This is a genomic window from Kocuria sp. UCD-OTCP (genome assembly GCF_000349605.1).
GTDB lineage: Bacteria > Actinomycetota > Actinomycetes > Actinomycetales > Micrococcaceae > Kocuria > Kocuria rosea.
The window spans coordinates 39796-65360 of sequence record NZ_AOSQ01000010.1 but is presented as its reverse complement, the minus strand read 5'-3'; the positions used below and the strand labels follow the sequence as shown (position 1 = coordinate 65360).

The following is a 25565-nucleotide window of genomic DNA, read 5'->3' as shown; positions in this document are numbered from 1 at the left end:
GCCCCCCGGACCGTCAGCGACGGTGCGGTGGAGGGCGGGAGGAGAACGCCCCACGACAGCCACCGGCCGTCAGGCCGGGATCGCGCCAGCGGCGCCCGCCAGCAGCGCCCGCACCTCCGCGGCGGACCCGCACGCCAGGGCCCGCCGCGCGAGGTCCTGCGCACCGGCCAGCGTCACGTCCCGCAGGCGCGCCTTGACGAGGGCCACCCGGGTGGGCACCACGCTGAGCTCCTCGACGCCCAGCCCGGCGAGCACCACCGCCGCGGCCGGGTCACCGGCGAGGTCGCCGCACACCGCGACGTGCGTGCCCTCGGGCACCTCGGCGCACACCCGGGACACCAAGTCGAGCACGGCGGGCTGCCGGGCGTCCGCCAGCGCCGAGACCGCGGTGTTGCCCCGCTCGGCGGCCATCGTGTACTGCGCGAGGTCGTTGGTGCCGATGCTCACGAAGTCGAGCCCCTGCGCCACGCGGCGGACGGCCAGGGCCGCGGCCGGGACCTCGATCATGACACCGACCCTCATGCCCGCCGGGCGGCCGCCGATCGCCGAGGAGGCCTCGTCGAGCCGCTCCAGCGCCCACGCCACCTCCTCGGCGGTGCTGACCATGGGGAACATGACGTGCACCGGGTGGTCCCGGGCCACCAGACAGATCGCGGTCAGCTGGTCGCGGAGCACCTCCGGTGCCCGCCGCATGAGCCGGAGCCCGCGCTCGCCGAGGAACGGGTTCGCCTCGTCGGGCGCCGGCAGGAAGGACAGCGGCTTGTCGCCGCCGACGTCCCAGGTGCGGACGGTCACCGGCCGCCCGGCGAAAGCCTCGGCGATCCCGGCGAACGCGGCCGCCTGCGCCTCGACCGACGGGGCGTCGTCCAGGTGGCCGAACAGGACCTCGGTGCGCAGCAGCCCGCACCCCTGCGCGCCGAACGCGACGGCCCGGCCGGCGTCGGCGGGCGTCGTGACGTTGGCGAGCACCGGCACCGGGTGGCCGTCCGCCGTCGCGCCCGGTTCGCGGGCGGTGGCCAGGACGCGCTCGGCCTCGACGGCCCGGGCGGCCGACAGCTCGCGGAGGGAGCGCCGGGTGCTCTCGTCGGGGTCGACGACGAACCGCCGGGCCCGCGCGTCGAAGCCGACGACGGTGCCGGGTGCCACAGCGGCCGCGGCCGGCCCGGCGTCGTGGTACACCGGGATGCCGCGCGAGCGGGCGACGAGGACGCCGTGGCCGGTGTCCCCGCCCGCCAGCGTGACCACGCCCGCGACCCGGTGCGGGTCCAGCGTCGCCGCTGTTGCGGCGTCGAGCTCCCGCACGACGAGGACCGCGGGCGGACCCTCGGCCGGGACGGCGTCCTCGGGCGCGCCGGCTCCGGCCAGTGCGGCGAGCACCCGCTGCCGCACGCTGCGGACGTCCTCGGCGCGCGCCCGCAGGTAGGGGTCGTCCATCGCCTCGAGCTCTCCGCCCAGCGCGGAGAGCCGGTCCTCCCACGCCGTGGGCGCGGGCGCGCCGGCGGCGATGCCGGCGGAGACCGCCTCGATCAGGCCGGGGTCGACGAGCAGGGCCTCGTGGGCCTCGAGGACGGCGCCCACCGGGCCGGGGCCCCCGGTGGCGGAACGGCGCAGTGCGGCCAGCTCGGCGAGTGCGCGGGCGACGGCCGCGTCCGAGCGCCGCTGCTCCTCGGCAGGCCCGCCCGGCCGGTAGCCGGAGAGGTCGATCGCGCCGCCCCGCACCACCGCCGGGCCGAGGGCGACGTCGCCGCCCGGTCCGGTGGCGGGCGGCACGGGCACGACCGTCGGACCGGCCGACCCGGGGGCCGCCGGGGGCGCCTGGTCGGCGGGCCGGTCGCCCCAGGAGTCCGCGGCCAGCGCCCGCACCGCCTCGGTCAACGACTCGGCGCCGGGTCCGGACGCCTCGAAGCGCAGCCGGTCGCCCTGCCGGACGGCGAGCGTCACGAGCCCGGAGAGGCTGCGGGCGTCGACCGGACCGCGGCCCGTGCGCAGGTTCGTGACCACGGCGGCCGCGTCGGCGGCCCGCACGAGCCCGACCAGCCGGGCGGCCGGGCGCGCGTGCAGGCCGTGCGGGGTGTCCACGGGCAGCTCGGCGACGACCTCGGGTGCCGCGGGCGGCGCCGTCGTGCCCGCCGCCGACGGGTCCGCCGCCTCCCCCAGGTGATCCAGCTTGGCGGCCAGTCCGCGGCCGGCCTCCTCGAGCACCGCGTCCAGCGGCGCGCCGGTCGCGGCCGTCACCACGGCGGCGACCAGCCCCTCGACGAGCGGAGCGGGCGACAGGCGCACCCGCTCGGCGACGTCGGGCGGCACGAGCTCCCGCGCCATCTCCGCGCTGAGCACGGCGCTGCCGAGGTCGAGGAGCACCAGCACGCCGTCCGGTGAGTCGACGGCGGTGATGGCGTCGGCGACCGCGACGGCGTCCGTGCCGAACCCGGCGCCGGCACCCGCCGCCACGGCGATCGGCGGGCGCTCCGCGACCATCTCGCAGGCCAGCTCGACGGCCGCCTCGGCCAGCGCGCGGCTGTGCGAGACGACGACGATGCCGATCACGGCAGGCTGTCGGCGGCGGACCGCAGCAGCAGCGCCGTGCTGGTGGCGCCCGGGTCCTGGTGCCCGGCGCTGCGCTGGCCCAGGTAGCTGGCCCGGCCCTTGCGGGCCACGAGCGGGATCGTCGCGGCGCAGCCCGCCTCGGCCGCGTCGGCCGCGGCGGACAGCGCGTCGGCGATGCCGGCGCCCCCGGCCACCGCCGCGTCGTACGCGTCGAGTGCCGGGACCAGGGCGTCCACCATCGTCTTGTCGCCCTGCTGGGCCTTGCCCCGGGCGACCACGCCCTCCAGCCCGGCCCGCAGCGCCCCGCCCAGCGCGGCGGCGTCGACGGCCCGCCCATCGGCCAGCCCGCCGCCGACCCGCAGGAAGAACGTGCCGTACAGCGGGCCGCTGGCCCCGCCGACGGTGCTGACCAGGGTCATGCCGGCCTTCTTCAGCATCGCGCCGGCGTCCCCGGCACCGCCCGCGTCCAGCGCGCCGACGACCGCCCGCATGCCACGGTCCATGTTGCTCCCGTGGTCGGCGTCGCCGATGGCGGAGTCGAGCTCCGTGAGCTCGGCGGCGTGGTCGTGGACGACCTCCGCGAACCTCCGCAGCCAGCGGTCGAGACCCTCGGCGGTGACCTCCGGCATCACGTGCCCCAGCGCAGGCCGGGGGTGTTGACCGGCGCGTCCCACAGGCGGACGACCTCGTCGTCCGCGCGCAGCAGGGTCACGGAGCAGCCGGCCATGTCCAGCGAGGTGATGTAGTTGCCGACCAGGCTGCGGGCGACCGGGATGCCGGCCTTCTGCAGCAGCTGCTGCACCTCGGAGTACATGATGTACAGCTCGATCAGCGGCGTGCCGCCCATGCCGTTGAGGAACGCGATCACCGGGGCGCCGTCGGCCGCGGGCAGGTCGGCCAGGACCGGCTCGACGAGCATGGCCGCGACCTCCCGCGCGGGAGCGATCGGCCGCCGTTCGCGTCCGGGCTCGCCGTGGATGCCGATGCCGACCTCGATCTCGTTCTCGCCGAGCTCGAACGTCGGCCTGCCCGCGGCCGGGACCGTGCACGAGGTGAGCGCCATGCCCATGCTGCGCCCCTGCTCGTCGACCCGCCGCGCGATGTCGGCGACCTCGGCGAGCGGACGGCCCTCCTCGGCGGCCGCACCGGCGATCTTCTCCAGCAGCACGGTGACCCCCACGCCGCGACGTCCGGCGGTGTACAGGCTGTCCTGCACGGCGACGTCGTCGTCGGTGACGACCGAGACCACCTCGACACCGTTCTCGGCGGCGAGCTCGGCGGCCATCTCGAAGTTCATGACGTCGCCGGTGTAGTTCTTCACGATGTGCAGGACGCCGGCGCCGCCGTCGACGCCGAGGGTCGCGGCGAGCATCTGGTCCGGCACCGGGGAGGTGAACACCTCGCCGGCGCAGGCCGCGTCCAGCATCCCCGGGCCCACGAACCCGCCGTGCATCGGCTCGTGTCCGGAGCCGCCGCCGGACACCAGGCCCACCTTGCCGCGCCGGGGCGCGTCGGCGCGGAAGACGACGCGGTTGGAGTGGTCGACGCGCAGGCGGTCCCCGTGCGCCGCCTGCATGCCGAGCAGGGCCTCCCGGACGACGTCGGCCGGGTCGTTGATGAGCTTCTTCATGTGCCCCATCCGACCACTCCGCCGGTGGTCGTGACAACAGTTCCGGACGACTGTGGGGCATTGAGTCCTCGGCGCGCGACGAGAGCGCCGTCCTCTCCGGCGGCCGAGACCCTAAGCTCGGAGGATGGCTGAGATCCGGACGAGCACCCTGCACACCACCGCTGTCGGGGACGACGGCGACCGCGTCGTCTTCCTGCACGGTCTGTTCGGCCGGGGCAAGAACTTCACCCGGATCGCCAAGGACCTCCAGCCGGACTTCCGGAGCCTGCTCGTGGACCTGCCCAACCACGGCGGGTCCGCGTGGACGGACCGGGTGGACTACGAGCAGATGGCGGACTCCGTGGCCGAGACCCTGCGCGACGACTTCGCCGCGGCGGGGCCGGTCGCCGTCGTCGGGCACTCCCTCGGCGGCAAGGTGGCGATGGTGCTGGCGCTGCGGCACCCGGAGCTCGTCTCCCGGCTCGTCGTGGTGGACATCGCCCCCGCCCGGGCCGGGGGCGGCGAGGGCGAGTTCGCCCACCTGCTGGACAGCCTCGCGGCCGTGGACCTCACGGCCGTCGAGCGCCGCTCGGACGCGGACGAGGCCCTCCGGGGGCCCATCCCGTGGGACACCACCCGGAGCTTCCTGCTGCAGAACCTGCGCAGGGGCCCGGAGGGCCTCTCCTGGGAGCCGAACCTCGAGCTGCTGCGGTCGAGCCTGGACACCATCGGCGGCTTCCCGGACACCGGGGACGCCGTGTACGAGGGGCCGGTGCTCTGGGTCGCCGGCGGGCGCTCGGACTACGTGCGCGACGAGCACGCGCCGGTCATGCGCCGGCTGTTCCCCCGGGCGCACCGGGTGACGATCCGCGAGGCCGGCCACTGGGTCCACTCGCAGGAGCCGGAGAAGTTCGCCGCGGTGCTGCGCGGGTTCCTGGCCCGCACCGGGCCCTGACCGCTCTCCCCGCCCGGGGCGCGGCCGCCCCGGACGGTGCGCGCCGGGTGCGGCGGCCGCCGTCCGCCGCGGCCGGCCCCCGCGGCGGTGGGAGACTGGGGCGATGAGCCCCGTCCCCTTCGACCTCGCCCGGATCGGCGCCGGCCTGCCGGTCGCCGGGGTGCTCGGCGAGCTCCGCGCGGCCCTCGCCGGCGGCGTCGCCGTGGTGCAGGCCCCGCCCGGCACCGGCAAGACCACCCTGGTGCCCCCGCTGGTCGCCGACCTGCTGCACGAGCGCGCCACGGGTCCCGGGCCCGGCCGGGTGGTCGTCACCCAGCCCCGCCGGGTCGCCGCCCGCGCGGCGGCCCGGCGGCTGGCGCACCTGGCCGGGACCCGGGTGGGCGCGCTCGTGGGCCACACGGTGCGCGGCGACCGGCGCACCGGGGCCGGCACCCTCGTCGAGTTCGTCACGCCCGGCGTGCTCCTGCGCCGGCTGCTGCAGGACCCCGGGCTGCCCGGGGTGGGCGCCGTGGTCCTCGACGAGGTCCACGAGCGCGGTCTCGAGTCCGACCTGCTCGTCGGCATGCTGGCCGAGGTCCGGCAGCTGCGCGAGGACCTGGTGCTCGTCGCGATGTCCGCGACCCTCGACGCCCCGCGCTTCGCCGGGCTGCTGGGCGAGGGCGTCCCGGCCCCCGTGGTCGACTGCCCGGCCGCCCTCCACCCGCTCACGGTCCGGTGGGCCCCGGCCCCCGGCCGGCGCACCGACGAGCGCGGGGTCACCCGCCCGTTCCTCGACCACGTCGCCCGGACCGCGGCCGACGCCCACGCGCAGGCCCTGGCCCGGGACGGCGCCGCGGACGCGCTCGTGTTCGTCCCCGGGGCGTGGGAGGTCGCCCAGGTCGCCCGGCGGCTGCGGGAGACCTGCCGCGGGACCGAGGTGCTGGAGCTGCACGGCCGGGTCGGGGCCGCCGAGCAGGACCGGGCGATCTCGGGACGCCGGCCCGGGGACCCGCCCCGCGTGGTCGTCTCCACGTCCCTGGCCGAGTCCTCCCTGACGGTGCCGGGCGTGCGCCTCGTGGTCGACTCCGGGCTCTCCCGCGAGCCCCGGCGGGACGCCGGCCGCGGCATGACGGGCCTGGTCACGGTGGCGGCCTCCCGGGCCTCGGCCGAGCAGCGGGCGGGCCGTGCCGCCCGGCTCGGGCCCGGGGAGGTCGTGCGCTGCTACGACGAGCGGACCTGGGCCGCGATGCCCCGCCACCTCACCCCCGAGCTCGCGGCCGCCGACCTCACGGGCGCCGCGCTGCTGCTCGCCTGCTGGGGCGCCCCCGGCGGACGGGGCCTGCCCCTGCCGGACCCCCTGCCCGCGCCGGCCCTGGCCGACGCCGTCGCCGTGCTGCACGGGCTCGGCGCGCTCGACGAGGACGGCCGGGCCACCGCCACCGGTCGGCTGCTCGCGGCGGTGCCCGTGGACCCGCGCCTGGCCCGCGGCCTGCTGGACGGCGCCCACGCGGTGGGCGCCCGGCCGGCGGCCGAGGTCGTCGCGATGGTCTCGGACGACCACCGTCCGCCCGGCGGGGACCTGACCCGCCTGCTCGCCGAGCTGCGCGCCGGGCGGGCCCCGGAGGCCCGCCGCTGGGCCGACGAGGCCCGCCGGCTGGAGCGGATCGCCACGGACCCCGCGTTCTCCGCAGCGCCCGCGCCGCCGGCGGCCGGGGACGTCCCGGCCGATTCCGTGACCGGTGCCGTCGTGGCGCTGGCCCTGCCGGAGCGGGTCGCCCGGAAGGTGGGGGACACCTACCTGCTCGCCTCCGGGACCCGTGCGGGACTGGCCCCGGGGAGCGGCCTGGCGGGCCACGAGTGGCTCGCCGTCGCGGACGTCACCCGGGCGTCCGGCCAGGCCGCCGCCGGGACCGGGGCGGTCGTGCGCGCCGCGGCGGCGCTCGACCGGCCCCTCGCCGAGCGCTGCGCCGAGCACCTGCTCACCGACGAGGTCCGCACCCGCTTCGAGGACGGGCGGGCGAGCGCCCGCCGGGTCCGGGCGCTCGGGGCGATCGAGCTGTCCTCGACCCCGGTGCGGCCCACCCCGGCGGCGGCCCGCGAGGCGGTGCGCGCCGCCCTGGCCGAGCAGGGCCTCGGCCTGCTCGGCTGGTCGGACGGCGCCGACCGGCTGAGGCGCCGGCTCGCGCTGCTCCACCACCGGCTCGGGGACCCGTGGCCCGACGTGTCCGACGCCGCCCTGCTCGACCGGCTCGACGAGTGGCTCGCCCCCGAGCTCGACGCCCTCGCCGCCGGCCGCCGGGTCGACCTCGCCCCGCCCCTGCGGCGGCTGCTCCCGTGGCCGGAGGCCACCCGCCTCGACGAGCTCGCGCCCGAGCGGCTGACCGTGGCCAGCGGCTCCCGGGCCCGGATCGACTACCCGGCCGCCGACGACCCCGCCGGCCGGCCCGTGGTCAGCATCAAGCTCCAGGAGTGCTTCGGGTGGGCGGCGTCCCCGGCCGTGGCCGGCGGCCGGGTCCCGGTCCTCTTCCACCTGCTCTCCCCGGCGGGGCGGCCGCTGGCCGTGACCGACGACCTCGCCTCCTTCTGGTCCGGCCCCTACGCCCAGGTGCGCGCCGAGATGCGCGGCCGCTACCCCCGGCACCCCTGGCCCGAGGACCCCTGGACCGCGCCCGCGACCGCCCGCACCGCGCGCCGCTCCTGAGCCCGGACCCGTGCCCGGGCACGGCGGGTGGCGTCCCGGTGTGATCTGGGTTACGGTGGAGTCACCGCACCTGCCGAGCGCGTTGATCCAGCGCGCACGGACCGGCTCGCCCACCTCGCGATCCCCGGTCCGGGGCACGCACCGGCCGGACCCCCGCGACGCGATCGTTCCCGCGGGCCCGGCACCGGTCACGGTTCCGCCGGGCAGCACCTGCCCTCCCAGCACGGGTGCCCCGGCACATCTGTCACACCGCAGCTCGCTGCACCTCACGGAGAACGGGTACGCCCTCATGACTGCCACCTCGATCGAGACCACGCCGACGACCCCGACCACCTCGTCCCTGCCGCTGGTTCCCCAGGTCGCCGCTCCCGCGGTCGGCCCGGAGCTCGCCCGCTCCTGGCTGCTCGTCAACGGCGCCCAGGCCGAGCGGTTCGCGGCGGCCCGGGCGAGCGCGGCCGACGTCGTCGTCCTGGACATCGAGGACTCCGTGGCGCCCAAGGACAAGGAGCGCGCCCGCCGCAACGTCATCAGCTGGCTGGACGCCCGGGACGAGCACGGCGAGCAGCACCACGCGTGGGTGCGGGTCAACGGCTTCGGCACCCAGTGGTGGGAGGAGGACCTCCGGGCCCTTGCCGGCGTCCGCGGCCTGGACGGCGTCATGCTGGCCATGGTCGAGTCCCCGGAGCACGTCACCCGCACCGCGGAGCTGCTCAAGGACACGCGGATCGTGGCGCTCGTCGAGACGGCCCGCGGCGTGCAGCACCTGCAGGCCATCGCCGGCGCCCGCTCCACGTACCGCCTCGGCTTCGGCCTGGGCGACTTCCGGCGCGACACGGGCTTCGGGGAGAACCCCATGACGCTGGCCTACACGCGCTCGCAGTTCACGATCGCCTCCCGGGCGGCCAACCTGCCCGGCCCCATCGACGGGCCCGCCGTCGGCGCGCTCGGGCCGAAGCTGGCCGAGGCCACGTCCGTGACCCTGGAGTTCGGCATGACGGGCAAGCTGTGCCTGATGCCTGAGCAGACCGCCACGGTCAACGAGGGCCTGAGCCCGTCCCTGTCCGAGCTGTCCTGGGCCACCGAGTTCCTCCAGGAGTTCGACGCCGACGGCGGGGAGATCCGCAACGGCTCCGACCTGCCGCGCCTCGCCCGCGCCAAGAAGATCCTGGGCCTGGCCGGCGCCTTCGGCCTGAGCATCCCCGAGGGCTACGACGTCCACTTCGAGGCGCCGACCGACACGTACCACTGCTGATCCGGTGGTGAGGGGCCGGCACCCGGCCCCGCCCCCGCGCGGGAGCGCACCCCCTCCCCGCGCGTCCGACGGACCGGTGGGTGCCGTGCAGACACGGCGCCCACCGGTTCTTCCGTGTCCGGATCCCTCCGCCCCGGCCTGTCCCGTCCGGGGCGGGACGGACTAGATTCGACACCGTGCAGACTCCCCGCCCCGCCCCGCAGCCCCCGGCGTCCCGGCCCCGCCCCCGGCGGCCGAGGGCGGCCCTCCCGGTCGCCCTCTCCGCGGCCCTCCTCGTCACCGGCTGCTCGGCGCTCGCCCCCGACGGCGGGCGGGAGACCGCCGACCGGGTCGCCGCGGCCCTGGGCGCGGGCAGCGTCCAGGAGCTGTCCTTCGGCGACGTCGAGGGTCCCTCCGCCCAGGAGCAGTACGAGCGGATCACCGCGCCGCTCGGGGAGGCCGCCCCGGCCGTCGAGGTCTCCGCGGTCGAGGACACCGGGCAGGAGGACCGCCGCGAGGCCACCCTGTCCTGGTCGTGGGACCTCCCGGGCGTGGCGCAGGACTGGGCGTACGACTCGGTCCTCCCGCTGATCCGGACCGGGTCCGGGGACTGGTCCGCCGAGTGGTCCCCGGCCGTGGTGCACCCGGGCCTGGCGGAGGGGGAGGCCCTGCGCGCCCGGACGGTGGCCGCGGACCGCGGGGACATCCTCGGGGCGGACGGCGAGACGCTGGTGACGGAGCGCCCGATCCGGCGGGTGGGCATCGACCGGTCGCAGCTCGACGGGGCGGATCCCGAGGAGGCGGCCCGCCGGCTCGCCGAGGCCGTGGACATCGACGCCGACGCCTACGCCGAGGCCGTCGGACAGGCCGGGCCCGAGGCGTTCGTCGAGGCCGTCCCGCTGCGGCTGGAGGACTTCCGGGAGCTGGACGCGGCGGAGATGGAGGAGGTCCCGGGCCTGCTCGTGGTCGAGGACGAGCTGCCGCTGGCGCCCTCCCGCGGCTTCGCCGCCGACCTGCTGGGCGGGGTGGCCGAGGCGACGGCCGAGGACGTGGCGGACTCCGGCGGGGAGCTCGCCCCCGGGACGGCGATCGGCCGCGGGGGAGTGCAGGAGCGCTTCGACGACCGGTTGCGCGGCACGCCCGGCGTCGTCGTCGAGGAGATCGGGGACGAGTCCGCGGCCGGCGAGCCGCTGTTCGAGGTCCCAGCGCAGGCCGGCGAGCCGGTCGCGGTGACCCTGGACCGCGGGCTCCAGGCCACCGCCGGTGAGCTGCTGGCCGGGATCGAGTCCCCCTCGGCGGTCGTGGCCGTCCGGCCCTCCACGGGCGAGCTCGTCGCCTCGGCCAACGGGCCGGGCTCCGAGGGCTACTCCACCGCGCTGCTGGGCCGGTACGCGCCCGGCTCCACCTTCAAGGTGGTCACGGCCCTCGGGATGCTCCGGCAGGGCGACACCCCCGGGACGGTCGTGCAGTGCCCGCCGTCCACGACCGCCGCGGGCGTGCGGGTCGACAACGTCGAGTCCTATCCGGCCGAGTTCACCGGCTCGATCACCCTCACCGAGGCGCTCGCCCACTCCTGCAACACCACCTTCGTGGACCAGTACGACCGGATCGACCAGGCGGAGCTGGCCGAGGCCGCGGCCGCGCTCGGGATCGGGGTGCCCGCGGAGCTGTCCGTGCCCGCGTTCTGGGGTGAGGTCCCGCGGGAGGAGCCGCCGGCCCAGCACGCCGCCGCGATGTTCGGGCAGGGCCGCACGCTCGTGTCCCCGCTGAGCATGGCCGGGCTCACCGCCTCGGTCGCCGCCGGAGAGCTCGTCACCCCCCGGCTGGTCAGCACCGAGGGACTGCTCGACGAGGACGCCGCGACCCGGCCCGGACCGGAGGAGCCCCTGACCGCCGAGGAGGCGGAGCAGCTGCGCACCATGATGCGGGCCGTCGTCTCGTCCGGGCACCTGGGCGTGCTGCAGGGGCTCGAGCCGGACACCGCGATCGGCAAGACCGGCACGGCCGAGTTCGGCGACGAGGACCCGCCCCGGACCCACTCGTGGGTGATCGCCGAGCACGAGGACCTCGCCGTGGCGGTCTTCGTGGAGGACGGCGGCCTGGGCTCGGTCACCGGCGGACCCATCATGCGGGACTTCCTGGCCGCGGCCTCCGCGTCCACCGCCGGCTGAGCCGCGACACGGTGGCCCGGGCCCTTCCGCGGCCCGCGCCGCTGGCCCAGGATGGGAGCACACCGTCCGCAGCCGCGGACCACCGGACCACCGAGGAGTTCCCCGTGCCCGAGACCGTGCCCACCACTACCGCGAGAACCAAGATCGGCGTGGTCGGCGCCGGCTCCGTCGGCTCGTCCCTGGCCTACGCGGTCCTCATCAAGGGCGTCGCCCAGGAGGTGGCCCTCTACGACCTCGCCGGGGACCGGGTCCGCGCCGAGGGCCTGGACCTCGCCCACGGGGCCATGTTCACCCCCAGCTCCCGGGTGACCGGCTCCGACGACGTCGCCGTGCTGGCGGGCTCGGACGTCGTCTTCGTGACCGCCGGGGCCAAGCAGCGGCCCGGCCAGACCCGGATGGAGCTGGCGGGCGCCAACGCCGCGATCCTCGAGCAGCTGATGCCGCGGCTGGTGGAGCAGGCGCCCGAGGCCGTGTACGTGCTGGTGACCAATCCGTGCGACGTGCTCACGGTCATCGCGCAGAAGCTCACCGGCCTGCCCACGGAGCGGGTGATGTCCTCCGGGACCGTGCTGGACACGTCCCGGCTGCGGTGGCTGCTGGCCGAGGAGGGCGGGGTGTCCACCACGAGCGTGCACGCCACGATCGTCGGCGAGCACGGGGACACCGAGTTCCCCCTGTGGTCGAACGCGAACATCGGGCAGATCCCGCTGCGGGACTGGACCGTCGAGGGGCGGCGGCCCTTCACCGACGAGCGGCTGGACGAGATCACGCACCGGACGATCAACGCGGCGTACACGGTGATCCAGGGCAAGGGCGCCACCAACTACGCGATCGGCCTGGCCGGGGCGCGCGTGGCGGAGGCCGTGCTGCGGGACGAGCACGCCGTGCTGCCCGTCTCCACGGTCCTCGACGACTACCGGGGGATCAGCGGGGTCGCCCTGTCCGTGCCGTCGATCGTCGCGCGGCGGGGCGTCGTCGAGCGGCTGGCCGTGCCCATGGACGAGCAGGAGCTGGCCATGCTGCACCGCTCCGCCGAGGCGATCCGGGCCACCCTGGCCTCGATCGGGTACTGACCCCGGACGGCGCCGGGGCCCGTTCCGGCGTGCGGAACGGGCCCCGGCGGAGCGGTGCGAGAGGTCAGCGGGCGGCCATCTCGTCCTCCGCCGCGTGGGCGAGGCGCACGGCGTCGTCGAACTCGCGCTCGATCTCCTCGTCGCGCCGGTAGGTGGCCTTCGAGACCAGCACGGCGGAGACGAGGCTCACGAGGAAGCCGGGGATGATCTCGTAGAGGTCGGCCCACGGGGTCACGGTCCACGCGAACACGGTGACCGCGCCCAGGAGCATTCCGGTGATCGCGCCCAGGTTCGTGAGCTTGCGCCAGAACAGGGACAGGATCACGATCGGGCCGAACGAGGCGCCGAAGCCGGCCCACGCGAACGCCACGAGGCCGAGGATCGTGTTGTTCTGCTCCCAGGCCAGGAACGTGGCGACGAGGGCGACGAGGGCCACGCCCGCGCGGCCCATCCACACCTGCTTGCGCTCGGAGGGGGACTCCTTGACCGTCAGCTTGTACAGGTCCTCCACCAGGGCGGAGGAGGAGACGATGAGCTGGGAGGAGACCGTGGACATGATCGCCGCGAGCACGGCCGCCAGCACGAAGCCGGCGATCACGGGGTGGAAGAAGACCTGCGCGAGGTCCAGGAACACGGACTCCGGGTCGGTCGGGCTCTCGTCCGGGCGGTTGCCGTAGTAGGCGACGCCGACCAGGGCGGTGGCGATCGCCCCGATGACGCTGAGCACCATCCAGGTCAGGCCGATCCGGCGGCCGGTCTTGGCGTCGGCGGGGGAGCGCATGGCCATGAAGCGGACGATGATGTGCGGCTGGCCGAAGTAGCCGAGGCCCCACGCCAGGGCCGAGATGACGCCGATGGCCGTGGCCCCGGACACCATGGAGAGGGCGTCGGGCTGGACGGCGCGGATGTTCTCCGCCATCTGGCCGAAGCCGCCCACGTTGATCACGCCCACGACGGGGACGAGGAGCAGGGCCGCGAACATCAGGAGGCCCTGGGCCACGTCCGTGTAGGTCGCACCGAGGAAGCCGCCGAAGAGCGTGTAGGCGATGGTGACGCCGACGACGAGGAGCAGCCCGGCGTGGTACGTCGAGCCGAAGGACGACTGGAAGAACAGCCCGCCGGCCACCATGCCGGAGGAGACGTAGAACGTGAAGAACACCAGGATGATGAGCCCGGAGACGATGCGCAGCAGCCTGCTGCCGCCCTTGAGCCGGTTGTCCAGGAAGGACGGGATCGTGATCGAGTTGTGCGAGACCTCGGTGTAGGAGCGCAGCCGGGGCGCGATGAACTTCCAGTTGACCCACGCGCCGACGATCAGGCCGACGGCGATCCACGCCTCGACCAGACCGGAGAGGAACACCGCGCCGGGCAGACCGAGCAGCAGCCAGCCGGACATGTCGGAGGCACCGGCGCTGAGGGCGGCGGTCCCGGGCTTGAGGTTGCGCCCGCCGAGCATGTAGTCGTCGAGGTTCTTCGTCCTGCTGTTGGCGTAGAGGCCGATCCCGATCATGGCGGCGAAGTAGATGACGATCGCGATCGTCTGGGCTATCTCTTGGGGCATGGTGTCCTTTCCGCCCGGAGCCGGCCCGGTGGAGCGCAGCGTCCAGGGGGGTGGGTGGAGCAGAGGTCCCACAGAACTTTACGCCCGCTCCCGGGCAGTGGCCAGCCACTACGGGTATAGGGAGGCGGTCCCGGGGGTGCGGGGAGACCGCGCCGGCGGCCCGCGGGGCCGGCTCAGGCGTCGTCGTGCGCCTGCAGGAACTCGTAGACCTCCCGCTCGTCGACGCCGGGGAAGGCCCCCTCCGGGAGGGCGGCGAGCACGTGCGAGTGGGCCCGGGTGTTGGGCCAGGCGTGGCCCGCCCACACCCGGCTGAGCTCCTCGGGCGGGCGCCGGCAGCACGAGGGGTCCGGGCAGGTCGACACCGTGCGGTGCGGGGTGTCGCGGCCGCGGAACCAGCGGGCGTCGGTGAACGCGACGCCCACGCCGATGGAGAACGCGCCCTGGCTCGAGAGCTCCGTGCGCGTGGAGCACCAGTACGTGCCGGAGGGGGTGTCCGTGTACTGGGCGAACGCCGTGAACTGGTTGGGCTGGTCGAAGACGGTGCGCCCGGACCACTTGCGGCAGGAGATCTGGCCCTCGATCGCCCCGGTGTGGTCCGTCGGGAACGCCAGCCCGTTGTTCTCGTAGGCCTTGTGGATCACCCCGGACGAGTGCACCTTGTGGAAGTGGGTGCGGATCCCCAGGTGCCGGGTGGCCAGGTTCGTGAAGCGGTGGCCCGCCGTCTCGTGGGACACGGCGAAGCGGTCCTTGAGGTCCTCCAGGAAGAGGTCCCGGTCCTTCTTCGCCTCGAGCAGGAACGGGACGGTCTTGTCCTCCGGGAGCATCACCGCGGCGGCGAAGTAGTTGGTCTGCACGCGCTGGGCGAGGAACTCGGCGTAGTCCTTGGGCGGCTCGTGGCCCAGCACCTGGTGCCCCACGGCCTGGAGCAGCACCGCGCGGGGGTCGTGGTCCGCCCGGGGGCTCTGCACCAGGTAGATCCGCCGGTTGAGCAGGTCGGTCACCGAGCGGGTCGAGTGCGGGAGGTCGGTGACGTGGTGGATGCTGTAGCCGAGCCTGCCCACCATCTCGGAGATCACGGAGTTGGACACGGGGCCCGAGGAGTAGCCGCCCAGGGTCAGCAGCTCCTTGGCGGCCTGCTCCAGGTCCGGGAAGTAGTTGTCCTGCGCCCGCATGAGCCGGCGCAGCTGCACGTTGGCCCGGCGGGCCTCCTCCGGGGTGGCCGAGTTCTTCTCGAGGGCCTCGGCCAGTCGCTCCTGCAGGGCCACGAGCGCCTCGAGCACCTCGGTGGACAGCGCGGAGCTGACCCGGACGGTCGGCAGCCCCAGCTGCTCGTAGAACGGGGAGCGCTGGGCGCGCTCGAGCTGGATCTCGAGCGCCTCCCGCCGGGTGCCGGGCTCGGCCCCGAGCAGGGCGTCCACGCTCGTGCCCAGGACCTCGGCGAGGCGCCGCAGCAGGCTGAGCCGGGGCTCGCGGCGCCCGTTCTCGATCACGGACAGCTGCGAGGTGGCGGTGCCCGCCCGGTCGGCGAGCTCCGCGAGCGTCATGCCGCGGTCCTTGCGCAGCGAGCGGATGCGCCGGCCGAGACCGATCAGGTCGGTGCTGCCGGCCGGCTCCGCCGTCGTCGGTTCCTCGGTGCCCCAAGCGCTGGTCGTCATTTCTTCACGATAGACGAAAAACGGCGAAAGTTCGACGAGAAATGTGGGGTTGATCCGGGTTGAACTGGGGCAAAGTGGGATGTGTCACCACGGAGGAGTGAACTTCCCGGTGACCCCGAAGCCGAAGCACCCGTTCTCGGACCACTCAACGAGGAGCCGACATGTCCTACCCCAACGCCCCCAAGACCGCCGACGAGATCCGCCAGGAGTGGGACGCCGATCCCCGCTGGGCGCAGATCACCCGCGACTACACGGCGGAGGAGGTCGTCCGCCTGCGCGGCACGGTGCAGGAGGAGATGACCCTGGCCCGCCGCGGCGCGGAGCAGCTGTGGGAGAAGCTGCACACCGAGGACTTCGTGAACTCCCTGGGCGCCCTGACCGGCAACCAGGCGGTCCAGCAGGTCAAGGCCGGTCTCAAGGCCATCTACCTCTCCGGCTGGCAGGTCGCCGGCGACGCGAACCTCGCGGGCCAGACCTACCCCGACCAGTCGATCTACCCCGCGAACTCCGTCCCGGCGGTCGTGCGGCGGATCAACAACGCACTGATGCGCGCCGACCAGATCGAGCACTCCGAGGGCACGAGCACGGTCGAGGACTGGCTGGTCCCGATCGTGGCCGACGCCGAGGCCGGCTTCGGCGGCCCGCTCAACGCCTACGAGCTCATGAAGTCCATGATCGCCGCCGGCGCGGCCGGCGTGCACTGGGAGGACCAGCTGGCCTCCGAGAAGAAGTGCGGCCACCTGGGCGGCAAGGTGCTCATCCCCACCCAGCAGCACGTCCGCACCCTGAGCGCGGCCCGGCTCGCGGCCGACGTCGCCGACGTCCCCTCGCTGATCATCGCCCGCACCGACGCGGAGGCGGCCACCCTGATCACCTCGGACGTGGACGACCGCGACAAGCCGTTCGTCACCGGCGAGCGCACCGCGGAGGGCTACTACAAGGTCCGCAACGGCCTCGAGGCCTGCATCGCCCGCGGCAACGCGTACGCCCCGTACGCCGACCTGCTGTGGATGGAGACGGGCACCCCGGACCTCGAGCTGGCCAAGAAGTTCGCCGACGGCATCCACGCGGAGCACCCCGACCAGATGCTCGCCTACAACTGCTCGCCGTCCTTCAACTGGAAGAAGCACCTGGACGACGCCACGATCGCCAAGTTCCAGCGCGAGCTGGGCGCGATGGGCTTCAAGTTCCAGTTCATCACCCTGGCCGGCTTCCACGCCCTGAACTACTCGATGTTCGACCTCGCCCACGGCTACGCCCGCAACCAGATGACGGCCTACGTGGAGCTGCAGGAGCGGGAGTTCGCGGCCGAGGAGCGCGGCTACACCGCCACCCGCCACCAGCGCGAGGTCGGCACCGGCTACTTCGACCTGGTCTCCACCGTCCTCAACCCGCAGTCCTCCACCACGGCGCTGGCCGGGTCCACCGAGACCGCCCAGTTCTGAGCCGAACGGCCCTGAGCCGAACGGCCGTGACCGGCCGGGGGCCCGACAGGGTCCCCGGCCGCGCCGCATCCGACGACGACCCGCTCCGGCGCCCTCCGGGGCCGCCCCACCCGAACTCCCCAGGACACTCTTCAGGCGAGGACCCAGCCATGATGACCATGACCAGCAACCCCGTGACGATCAACGGCGTGACCCTCACCGGTCACCACGTGCCCCGGCAGAACAGTGTGCTCACCCCCGACGCGCTCGGCTTCCTCGCGGCGCTGCACCGCGAGTTCGAGCCCCGCCGGCGCGAGCTGCTGGCCGCCCGCGAGGAGCGGCGCAAGGCGATCGCCCGCGGCACCGACCCCACGTTCCTGCCCGAGACGCGGAGGATCCGCGAGGACGACTCCTGGCGCGTGCCCCCGCCCCCGCCCGGGCTCGAGGACCGCCGCGTGGAGATCACCGGTCCCACCGAGCGGAAGATGACCATCAACGCCCTCAACTCCGGGGCGAAGGTGTGGCTCGCGGACATGGAGGACGCCAACACCCCGCACTGGACGAACGTGGTCACCAACCAGCTCAACCTCATCGACGCGCTCGAGGGGACCATCGAGTTCACCAACCCGGACGGCAAGAAGTACGCGCTGAAGAACAGGGACGCCCGGGCCAACCCGACCATCGTGGTGCGGCCCCGCGGGTGGCACTTCGAGGAGAGGCACCTGTCCGTGCGGGACGAGCCCATCGCGGGCGCCATCGTGGACTTCGGCCTGTACTTCTTCCACAACGCGCGCCGGCTCAAGAAGCTCGGCCTGGGCCCCTACTTCTACCTGCCCAAGACCGAGTCCCACCAGGAGGCGCGGCTGTGGCACGACATCTTCAGCCGGGCGGAGTCCATGCTGGGGACGGACCGCGGCACCATCCGCGCCACCGTGCTGATCGAGACGATCACCGCGGCCTTCGAGATGGAGGAGATCCTCCACGAGCTCGGGGAGCACGCCGCGGGGCTCAACGCCGGCCGCTGGGACTACATCTTCTCCATCATCAAGAACTTCCGGACCCGCGGGCCCCGCTTCATCCTCCCGGACCGCAACGCGGTGACCATGACGCAGCCGTTCATGCGGGCCTACACCGAGCAGCTCGTGCGGGCCTGCCACCGCCGCGGGGCGATGGCCATCGGCGGGATGGCCGCGTTCATCCCCTCCCGCCGGGACGAGGAGGTCAACCGCACCGCGATCGAGATGGTGCAGGCGGACAAGACCCGCGAGGCCGAGGACGGGTTCGACGGGTCCTGGGTGGCCCACCCCGACCTGGTCCCCGTGTGCCGCGAGGTCTTCGACGCGGTGCTCGGCGACCGCCCGAACCAGCTGGACCGGCTCCGCGAGGACGTGGTGCCCGACGACAAGGCGCTCATCGACATCGCCTCGGCCGAGGGGAGGATCACCGAGGTGGGGATCCGCAACAACGTGGAGGTGGGGATCCGCTACATCGAGGCGTGGCTGCGCGGCAACGGCGCCGTGGGCATCCACAACCTGATGGAGGACGCCGCGACCGCGGAGATCTCCCGCTCCCAGATCTGGCAGTGGGTGAACACCCGCGCCATCACGGACGAGGGCGAGGAGATCACCCGGGACTGGGTGCAGGAGCTGCTGGAGGAGGAGTTCGCGAGGATCGAGCGCGCCGACGGCGACCGCTTCGACGACGCCCGCGCCATCTTCGAGGAGGTGGCCCTGGGCGACGACTACCCCGCGTTCCTGACCACCCCCGCCTACGAGCGGTTCCTGGCCGAGCCCGAGGACCCGCACGCCCCGGAGGAGGCCGGCACCTCCGCGTCCTCGCGCGCCTGAGCGGCCCACCGGGCGGGGTCCACGACCCAGGGCGCCCGGGGCAGGACGTCCTCGTCGAACACGGCGAGGACGTCCTGCGCCGACCGGACCGGGCCGGGGAGGCCCAGCGACGCGGCCATCCAGCCCAGCACCTCCTCGGCGCCGTGCCCCGCCGCGGCGAGCTCGGCGAGGGTCACGGCGCCGTCCCGCTTGGCGAGGCGCTGCCCGTGCGCGTTGAGCACGAGCGGCACGTGCACCCACTCCGGCTCGTCCAGACCGAGCACCGAGGCCAGGTACGCCTGCCGGGGGGTCGAGGGCAGCAGGTCGTCGCCCCGGACCACCTGGTCCACGCCCTGGTGGGCGTCGTCGAGGACCACCGCGAGGTTGTAGGCGGGGCGGCCGTCGTTGCGCAGCAGCACGAAGTCGTCGACGAGCCCCGTGAACGCCCCGGCCCAGCGGTCCACGACCGTGCGGGAGCGCACGTCCGCGCGCAGCCGCACCGCCGGGGGCCGCTCCCGGCGGCGCCGCGCCCGCTCGGCGTCGCCGAGGTCCCGGCACGTGCCCGGATAGGCGCCCGGGGCCCCGTGCGGCGCGCTCGCGGCCGCCTGCACCTCCCGGCGCGTGCAGTAGCACTCGTAGGTGCGCCCCGCCGCGGTGAGACGCTCCACCACGGCCCGGTGCTCGGCCTCCCGCGAGGACTGCAGCAGCGGCGGGCCGTCCCAGTCGAGGCCCAGCCGGGCGAGGTCCGCGAGCTGCCGCTCGGCCGCCCCCGGCCGCACCCGGTCGATGTCCTCGACGCGCAGGACGAAGCCCCGGCCCGTGGAGCGCGCGAGGGCCCACGCGAGCAGCGCCGTGCGGAGGTTGCCGAGGTGGAGGTCCCCCGAGGGGGACGGAGCATAGCGGCCGGCGCCTCCGGCCGCACGGCCCGAGGACGGAGCGGTCATGGTTGCCAGGATAGCCAGCGGCGGTCGGTACCCTGGTCGGGTGGCGCGCATCAACGAAATCCGCGACGGCGTCTTCGCCGTGAGCACGGACAACTGGAGGCTGAACTCCGGGGTCGTGCTCGGGTCCCGTCGCGCCCTCGTGATCGACACGGGCGCGGGCCCGCGCCAGGCCCGCGAGATCCTCGAGGCCGTCCGCTCGCTCACGGGCCTGCCGCTGACGGTGGTGAACACCCACGCCCACTACGACCACTTCCTGGGCAACGCCGTGTTCCAGCGCGCCGGGGCCGAGGACTTCTGGGCGCACCGCGGCTGCGCGGCGGCGATCCAGGCGCACGGCGACTTCCAGCGCTCCTTCGTGGGCACCCACGAGCCCGAGATGGCCGCCGCCGAGGGGCCGGACACCCGTCTCGTCGTGCCCAACCGGCACCTGCCGGGCACGGGCCGGCGCCCCGCCCTGACCCGGGTGGACCTGGGGGAGCGGGCGGCGGTGCTCTTCTCCTTCGGCCCGGGCCACACCGACAACGACCTCTGCGTGGGCGTCGACGACGTCGTGTTCACCGGGGACCTCGTGGAGCAGGGCGCCGACCCCAGCTTCGACGACTCCTACCCGCGGGGCTGGGCCACGGCCCTCGAGAGCCTGGCCGCCCTCGACCGGTACCAGGTCTTCGTCCCCGGCCACGGCAACCCGGTGGAGCGCGGCTTCGTGCTCCAGCAGGCCCGGCTCATGCGCACCGCGATCGAGCGGGTGGACGCGAGCGAGGCCGCCGCGGCGCAGCCGGACGGCATGCGGCCCGTGACGGCCTCGATGTTCCGCCTGCCCTACAACCCGGGGGCGGCGCGGATCCTCCTGGACCGGCTCGAGCGGATCAGGGCCGAGGACGCCGCGACCGAGGAGCTTGCAGCGCTGTCAGCGCCGCTGCCGCCAGGAGACTGACCCCGAGGATCGCCGCGCACGCCGCGACCGCAGCCCAGCCCCCGCCCGGCACGCGCAGGGCCGCCCACAGCGGCAGCAGGCCGACCAGCAGGGCCCCCGCGCCGGAGACGGCCAGCAGGGCGGTCAGGCCCCCGCCGGGCACGGGGCGTTCCACGGGCCCGGTCAGGCGCAGCACGAGCCCGCCCAAGGCCGCCCAGCCCGCCACGACCAGCAGGGACGCCACCACGTCCGAGGGCCGGTGCCAGCCGTTCAGCAGCGTGGCCACCCCGGTCGCGGTCGTGGCGGCCGCCCCCAGCAGCCCGACCACCGGCCGGGAGGAGGCGGGGGCCGCGAGCAGCACCACCGCCACGGCGGCGGCCGCGGCGGCCGTGTGCCCGGACGGGAAGGAGTTGACGGCGGCCTCCTGGATCCCCAGGTCCGGCTTCTCCAGCAGCACCCGCTTGAGCAGCTGGACCGTGAGGTTGGAGAGCACGACCACCGCCGCCCCGACCACCGCCGGGGCGAGGCGCCGGGAGCGCACGGCCAGGACCGCGAGGCACAGGGCGGAGACGGCGCCCACCACCCACGGGACCGAGTCGAGCAGCTGGGCGGCGCGGTCGGAGAGGTCGGGGAAGGCGCCGCTCGCCTGGCGCAGGGCCAGTTCGTCGAGCCACTGCCCGGTCGCGGTGGTGAGGGCCACGACCCCGACCAGCGCGGCCGACGCCCACAGGGCGGCGGCGCCGAGCAGGTGGCCCAGGATCTGCAGGACGGTGGGGGCGGGGCGGCGGGCGGTCGTGGTCATCGAGCTCCTGGGCGGTGGTGCGGATCGTCGGGGCGCGGGCACGGCCGCGGTGGTGCGGATCGTCGGGGCGCGGGCACGGCCGCGGCCGTGCGGGCACCCGCGGAGCCCTCATCATTCCACGCACGGATCGGAGCGGGCTGAGAGGCGCCGCCTAGGCTGGGGAGCATGCTCCCCGCCGTGGTCCTGCCCCCGCTCGACGACCTGCTCGCGCACGCGCACGTCGTCGCCCTGCCGATGCGGGTGCGCTTCCGCGGCGTCGACGTGCGCGAGTCGGTGCTCCTGCGCGGCCCGGCGGGGTGGGGGGAGTTCGGCCCGTTCCCCGAGTACGGGGACGCCGAGGCGGGCGCCTGGCTCCGCGCCGCGGTCGACGCCGCGTGGCACGGCTTCCCGGCGCCCCGGCGCACGCGCATCCCCGTCAACGCGACCGTGCCCGCCGTGCCGGCGGCCCGGGTCCGGGAGGTCCTCGCCGGTTTCGGGGGCGGGGTGCGTGCCGTGAAGATCAAGGTCGCCGAGCGCGGCCAGGGGCCGGGGGACGACGACGCCCGGGTCGCGGCCGTGCGGGCCCTGCTGCCGGAGGCCGAGCTGCGGGTGGACGCCAACGGCGGGTGGGACGTGCCCACGGCCCTCGCGGCCCTGGAGCGGCTCGGGCGGCACGGGCTCGCGTACGCGGAGCAGCCCGTGCCCACGATCGAGGGCCTCGCCGCCGTCCGGGAGGGCCTCGCCGATCGGGGCGTGCCGGTGCTGGTGGCCGCGGACGAGTCCGTGCGCAAGGAGGACGACCCCCTGGCGGTGGCCCGGGCGGGCGCCGCCGACCTGCTCGTGGTCAAGGCGGCGCCGCTGGGCGGGGTGCGCCGTGCCCTGGACGTGGTCGCGCAGGCCGGCCTGCCGGCGGTGGTCAGCTCCGCCCTGGACACCTCCGTGGGCATCCGGGCGGGTCTCGCGCTCGCCGCCGCCCTGCCCGAGCTCCCGTACGCCTGCGGGCTCGGGACGGTGTCCCTCATGCGGGCGGACGTCCTGCGGGAGCCGCTGCGGCCGGTGGACGGGATGCTCGAGCTGCGGGACGCGGTCCCGGACCCCGAGCTGCTGGCGGGCCACGCCGTGCCCGCCGACCGACGCCGGTGGTGGCTGGAGCGGCTTCGCCGCGTGCACGCCCTGGCCGGGGTCGCGCCTCAGCCCTGAGCCGCGACCCCCAGGACCTCGGCCCGGAGCCGGTCCAGGTCCACCGGCTCGCCCTCGTGCAGCCCGTGGCCCCGGACCCAGGCCCGGGCGGCGCGCCACACGTCGTCGCAGCCGAGCTCCATGTCGGGGTGGGCGGCGCCGATCCGGGTCTGGGCCGTGTGCTCGGGGTCGTCGCCCGTGAAGGAGAAGACCGCCACGGGGCTGCAGGCGAGCCCGACCACCCCGCGGACGGAGGCGATGATCCGTCCGTGCAGGCAGTCCCCCGGGTGGAGGTCCCACGCGCGGTGGACGCTCAGGCAGTCCACGGCCGCACGCCGGTACCCGTGCGCGCCGTGCTCGTGCGGAACGTTCCCCCCGTGCTCCCGCGGGGACAGCAGTCCCCCCTCTGGTTCGGTGTGCATCGCGCGCCTCCTCCGCCGGTGTCCCGGCCGGCTCCGCCGCCGCGGCGGCACGGCCCGTGGGCGGATCGAGCAGAAGGAGGGGGGTCTTCCGGACGTTCCCGGTCACGGTCCGGGGCGCTGGACGGATGGGACGGCCTGACGCCTCGAGCATCCCAGAACCGGGGCGGCCGCGGAATCCGCCCGCGCATTGTTTCTTTGAGTGAACTCGGCCCGGAACGGACCCGCTGATCAGGGGCGGATGGGTCCCCGGCCGGTCACTGCCCGTTCACCTGCGGTTCGCACGGCCGCCCCCGGGGCCTCACCGGGCGGTGGTGCAGTGGCGGAGCACCCGTTCCCCGACCGCGGTCCGCCGCGGGCCCCGTCCCCTGGGAGAGCCATGACCGACACCGCCAAGCGCACCGTCCTGCCCCTGCTCGGCCACACGCGCGGCAAGCGCAGCCCCGTCACGTGCCAGCTCAAGTGCGGCAGCGCCTGCGCCGGACCGGAGTGCAACACCTCCGGCAACGGCTACTTCCGCGACATCGCGAGCGCCGCGCTGTCCCGCCGCTCCGCCCTGGGCCTGGGCGCCGCGGCGGCCGTGACCGTCGGCGTCGTCGGCGCCACCCCGGAGACCGCCCAGGCCCACGGCCGCGGACGCTCCGGGCTGTCCTTCGCGCCCATCGCCCCCGTCCCGAACACCGTGGACGACCTCACGGTCCCCGAGGGCTTCGACTGGTCTCCGATCATCCGCTGGGGCGACCCCTTGTTCGCGGACTCCCCGGAGTTCGACCCCCTCCAGCAGACCCCGGAGTCCCAGGCGGGCCAGTTCGGCTACAACAGCGACTACCTGGACATCCTCCAGGACCGCGGCGAACGCAGCGGAGTGCTCGTGAACAACCACGAGTACACCAACGAGAACCTCATGTTCCCCGCCGAGCAGCAGGACGACCTCCAGCGTGTGGCCCGGGTGGCCATGGCCGCCCACGGCATGTCCGTCGTGGAGATCGCCCGCACCGGCCCCGGCCGGCCCTGGTCCTACGTCCGCGGCGGCGCCCGCAACCGGCGCATCACCCTGAGCACGCCCTTCACCGTGGACGGCCCGGCCGCCGGCTCCGCGCTGCTGAGGACGCAGGACGACCCGACCGGCACCGTGGTCCTCGGCACGCAGAACAACTGCGCCGGCGGCACCACCCCGTGGGGCACCGTCCTGTCCGGCGAGGAGAACTTCAACCAGTACTTCAAGGGCAACGGCTCCGCCGAGCAGAAGCGCTACGGGATCGCCGCCGAGGCCCCGAGCCGGCGCTGGCACGAGGTGGACCCCCGCTTCGACTCGACCCTGCCGGGCTACGGGAACGAGCCGAACCGGTTCGGCTGGATCGTGGAGCTCGACCCCCAGGATCCCGCCTCCACCCCGGTCAAGCACACCGCACTGGGCCGCTTCAAGCACGAGGGCGCCAACGTGCGCGTGGCCGAGGACGGCACCGTGGTGGCCTACTCCGGCGACGACGAGCGCTTCGACTACCTCTACAAGTTCGTCTCCGCCCAGAAGTACGTCGAGGGCGACCGCGCCCACAACATGACGCTGCTCTCCGAGGGCAACCTGTACGTCGCGAAGTTCACCGGGGACACCGCGGCCGAGATCGACGGCTCCGGCCGGCTGCCCTCCGACGGCGCGTTCGACGGCTCCGGCGAGTGGTTGCCCCTGGTGGTGGACGGGGAGTCGGCCGTGGCCGGCATGTCCGTGGAGGAGGTCCTCGTCTTCACCCGCCTGGCCGCGGACCAGGTCGGCGCCACCAAGATGGACCGCCCCGAGGACGTCGAGCCCTCCCCGCACACCGGCAAGGTCTACGTGGCGCTGACCAACAACACCGACCGCGGCACCCCGGGCAAGGCCGGCCCGGACGAGGCCAACCCGCGCACCCAGAACCGCGACGGGCACGTCATCGAGATCACGGAGCGCCACCACCGTGCCGACGCCACCGAGTTCGGCTGGAACATCCTCCTCGTCGCCGGGGACCCGGCGAAGAACGCCTCCACCTACTTCTCCGGCTACCCGGTGGAGAAGGTCTCCCCGATCTCCTGCCCGGACAACCTGGCCTTCGACTCGGAGGGCAACCTGTGGATCTCCACGGACGGCGCCCCGGGGACCATCGGCTACAACGACGGACTGTTCAAGGTGGGGCTGTCCGGGCGCGAGCGCGGCAACGTCGAGCAGTTCCTCGCCGTGCCGCAGGACGCCGAGACCTGCGGGCCCGTGATCCGCGACCGCGAGCGCATGGTCTACGTGGCCGTGCAGCACCCGGGCGAGGACGGCTCCTTCGAGGAGCCCCGCTCCTACTTCCCGGACTACGTGGTGGAGACCCGCCAGGGCGAGGGCGAGTGGTCCCTGCCGCGGCCGTCCGTGGCCCAGGTCTTCGCCGTGGACCGGGCCGGGGAGCCCGAGTTCCCCGGCGCGATCCACGACCGGCCGGGCCACGGCCGCAACCAGCACAAGCGGCGCAAGAACGGCGAGCGCGGGCCCCGCTACCGCGGCTACAAGGGCAAGGCCACCGCGGAGACGAAGGCGGCCGCGAGGACCGCGTCCCGCTCCTACTGAGCCCCGCCTCCGGAGGCGT

18 protein-coding genes are annotated in these 25565 nt (G+C 75.1%); 10 read left to right on the top strand and 8 right to left on the bottom strand.

The annotated features are described in order from the left end of the window. Window positions 1-69: 69 nt before the first annotated feature. The 3 genes from ptsP to dhaK are packed head-to-tail and all read right to left on the bottom strand — an operon-like array spanning window position 70 to window position 4177. Window positions 70-2547, bottom strand: coding sequence for a phosphoenolpyruvate--protein phosphotransferase (gene ptsP, locus H488_RS23055; RefSeq protein WP_017832471.1), 2478 nt, complete (start codon window positions 2545-2547; stop codon window positions 70-72). Next, entirely contained in the window at window positions 2544-3176 is a 633-nt protein-coding gene (gene dhaL / locus H488_RS23050; protein ID WP_017832470.1) for a dihydroxyacetone kinase subunit DhaL, read from the bottom strand. Before dhaL ends, ptsP begins: the two co-directional genes overlap by 4 nt. Next, complete coding sequence (gene dhaK, locus H488_RS23045; protein ID WP_031282496.1) at window positions 3176-4177, bottom strand: dihydroxyacetone kinase subunit DhaK; 1002 nt, start codon at window positions 4175-4177, stop codon at window positions 3176-3178. Before dhaK ends, dhaL begins: the two co-directional genes overlap by 1 nt. 124 nt (window positions 4178-4301) lie before the next feature. Between dhaK and H488_RS23040 the strand changes: the two genes are divergently transcribed. The 5 genes from H488_RS23040 to H488_RS23020 all read left to right on the top strand — a co-directional run bounded on the left by H488_RS23040 (window position 4302) and on the right by H488_RS23020 (window position 12266). Then, window positions 4302-5111: an alpha/beta fold hydrolase gene (locus H488_RS23040; RefSeq protein ID WP_017832468.1), complete on the top strand. Its 810-nt coding sequence runs from the start codon at window positions 4302-4304 to the stop codon at window positions 5109-5111. A 103-nt stretch (window positions 5112-5214) separates the two neighbouring features. Then, window positions 5215-7791 (top strand): ATP-dependent helicase HrpB, encoded by a 2577-nt coding sequence (gene hrpB, locus H488_RS23035; protein WP_017832467.1) that lies wholly within the window; start codon window positions 5215-5217, stop codon window positions 7789-7791. Between the two features lie 289 nt (window positions 7792-8080). Further along, a complete protein-coding gene (locus tag H488_RS23030) occupies window positions 8081-9043 on the top strand; it encodes an HpcH/HpaI aldolase/citrate lyase family protein (RefSeq protein WP_017832466.1) in 963 nt (320 codons plus the stop codon). 176 nt (window positions 9044-9219) lie between these two features. Further along, entirely contained in the window at window positions 9220-11193 is a 1974-nt protein-coding gene (locus H488_RS23025; protein ID WP_017832465.1) for a penicillin-binding transpeptidase domain-containing protein, read from the top strand. Between the two features lie 104 nt (window positions 11194-11297). Beyond that, entirely contained in the window at window positions 11298-12266 is a 969-nt protein-coding gene (locus H488_RS23020) for an L-lactate dehydrogenase (protein ID WP_017832464.1), read from the top strand. A gap of 64 nt (window positions 12267-12330) precedes the next feature. Here H488_RS23020 and putP read toward each other — a convergent pair whose 3' ends face one another. Both putP and H488_RS23010 read right to left on the bottom strand, forming a co-directional pair. Beyond that, window positions 12331-13827, bottom strand: coding sequence for a sodium/proline symporter PutP (putP, locus tag H488_RS23015; RefSeq protein ID WP_017832463.1), 1497 nt, complete (start codon window positions 13825-13827; stop codon window positions 12331-12333). Between the two features lie 173 nt (window positions 13828-14000). Next, window positions 14001-15482: a helix-turn-helix domain-containing protein gene (locus H488_RS23010; RefSeq protein WP_017832462.1), complete on the bottom strand. Its 1482-nt coding sequence runs from the start codon at window positions 15480-15482 to the stop codon at window positions 14001-14003. A gap of 161 nt (window positions 15483-15643) precedes the next feature. Here H488_RS23010 and aceA point away from each other — a divergent pair, with 161 nt between their 5' ends. Both aceA and aceB read left to right on the top strand, forming a co-directional pair. After that, window positions 15644-16927, top strand: coding sequence for an isocitrate lyase (gene aceA / locus H488_RS23005; RefSeq protein WP_017832461.1), 1284 nt, complete (start codon window positions 15644-15646; stop codon window positions 16925-16927). A gap of 152 nt (window positions 16928-17079) precedes the next feature. Continuing rightward, complete coding sequence (gene aceB, locus H488_RS23000; RefSeq protein ID WP_051063724.1) at window positions 17080-18753, top strand: malate synthase A; 1674 nt, start codon at window positions 17080-17082, stop codon at window positions 18751-18753. Here aceB and gluQRS read toward each other — a convergent pair. Then, entirely contained in the window at window positions 18675-19676 is a 1002-nt protein-coding gene (gene gluQRS, locus H488_RS22995; protein WP_017832459.1) for a tRNA glutamyl-Q(34) synthetase GluQRS, read from the bottom strand. The genes aceB and gluQRS overlap by 79 nt on opposite strands. Before the next feature lie 40 nt (window positions 19677-19716). On the opposite strand from gluQRS, the gene H488_RS22990 reads away from it, so the two are divergent. Then, on the top strand, window positions 19717-20610 hold the full coding sequence (locus H488_RS22990) for an MBL fold metallo-hydrolase (protein ID WP_017832458.1): 894 nt from the start codon (window positions 19717-19719) through the stop codon (window positions 20608-20610). Here H488_RS22990 and H488_RS35975 read toward each other — a convergent pair. After that, window positions 20543-21391, bottom strand: coding sequence for a phosphatase PAP2 family protein (locus H488_RS35975; protein ID WP_017832457.1), 849 nt, complete (start codon window positions 21389-21391; stop codon window positions 20543-20545). The genes H488_RS22990 and H488_RS35975 overlap by 68 nt on opposite strands. Window positions 21392-21556: 165 nt before the next feature. Here H488_RS35975 and H488_RS22985 point away from each other — a divergent pair, with 165 nt between their 5' ends. After that, window positions 21557-22570 carry an o-succinylbenzoate synthase gene (locus tag H488_RS22985; protein ID WP_017832456.1) on the top strand — a complete coding sequence of 338 codons (1014 nt, stop codon included), beginning with the start codon at window positions 21557-21559 and terminating at the stop codon, window positions 22568-22570. Here H488_RS22985 and H488_RS22980 read toward each other — a convergent pair. Further along, entirely contained in the window at window positions 22561-22971 is a 411-nt protein-coding gene (locus H488_RS22980) for a hypothetical protein (RefSeq protein WP_017832455.1), read from the bottom strand. The genes H488_RS22985 and H488_RS22980 overlap by 10 nt on opposite strands. Before the next feature lie 376 nt (window positions 22972-23347). Between H488_RS22980 and H488_RS22975 the strand changes: the two genes are divergently transcribed. Next, window positions 23348-25546, top strand: coding sequence for a PhoX family protein (locus H488_RS22975; protein ID WP_017832454.1), 2199 nt, complete (start codon window positions 23348-23350; stop codon window positions 25544-25546). The last annotated feature ends 19 nt before the right edge of the window (window positions 25547-25565 follow it).

Excerpts from the sequence above, each read along its gene's own strand:
- H488_RS22975 (WP_017832454.1), top strand. The coding sequence starts at position 23,348 with ATGACCGACACCGCCAAGCGCACCGTCCTGCCCCTGCTCGGCCACACG.
- H488_RS22980 (WP_017832455.1), bottom strand. The coding sequence starts at position 22,971 with ATGCACACCGAACCAGAGGGGGGACTGCTGTCCCCGCGGGAGCACGGG.
- aceA (WP_017832461.1), top strand. The coding sequence starts at position 15,644 with ATGTCCTACCCCAACGCCCCCAAGACCGCCGACGAGATCCGCCAGGAG.
- H488_RS35975 (WP_017832457.1), bottom strand. The coding sequence starts at position 21,391 with ATGACCACGACCGCCCGCCGCCCCGCCCCCACCGTCCTGCAGATCCTG.
- dhaK (WP_031282496.1), bottom strand. The coding sequence starts at position 4,177 with ATGAAGAAGCTCATCAACGACCCGGCCGACGTCGTCCGGGAGGCCCTG.
- dhaL (WP_017832470.1), bottom strand. The coding sequence starts at position 3,176 with ATGCCGGAGGTCACCGCCGAGGGTCTCGACCGCTGGCTGCGGAGGTTC.
- H488_RS23040 (WP_017832468.1), top strand. The coding sequence starts at position 4,302 with ATGGCTGAGATCCGGACGAGCACCCTGCACACCACCGCTGTCGGGGAC.
- gluQRS (WP_017832459.1), bottom strand. The coding sequence starts at position 19,676 with ATGACCGCTCCGTCCTCGGGCCGTGCGGCCGGAGGCGCCGGCCGCTAT.
- putP (WP_017832463.1), bottom strand. The coding sequence starts at position 13,827 with ATGCCCCAAGAGATAGCCCAGACGATCGCGATCGTCATCTACTTCGCC.
- H488_RS22985 (WP_017832456.1), top strand. The coding sequence starts at position 21,557 with ATGCTCCCCGCCGTGGTCCTGCCCCCGCTCGACGACCTGCTCGCGCAC.
- H488_RS23030 (WP_017832466.1), top strand. The coding sequence starts at position 8,081 with ATGACTGCCACCTCGATCGAGACCACGCCGACGACCCCGACCACCTCG.
- aceB (WP_051063724.1), top strand. The coding sequence starts at position 17,080 with ATGACCATGACCAGCAACCCCGTGACGATCAACGGCGTGACCCTCACC.
- hrpB (WP_017832467.1), top strand. The coding sequence starts at position 5,215 with ATGAGCCCCGTCCCCTTCGACCTCGCCCGGATCGGCGCCGGCCTGCCG.
- H488_RS23010 (WP_017832462.1), bottom strand. The coding sequence starts at position 15,482 with ATGACGACCAGCGCTTGGGGCACCGAGGAACCGACGACGGCGGAGCCG.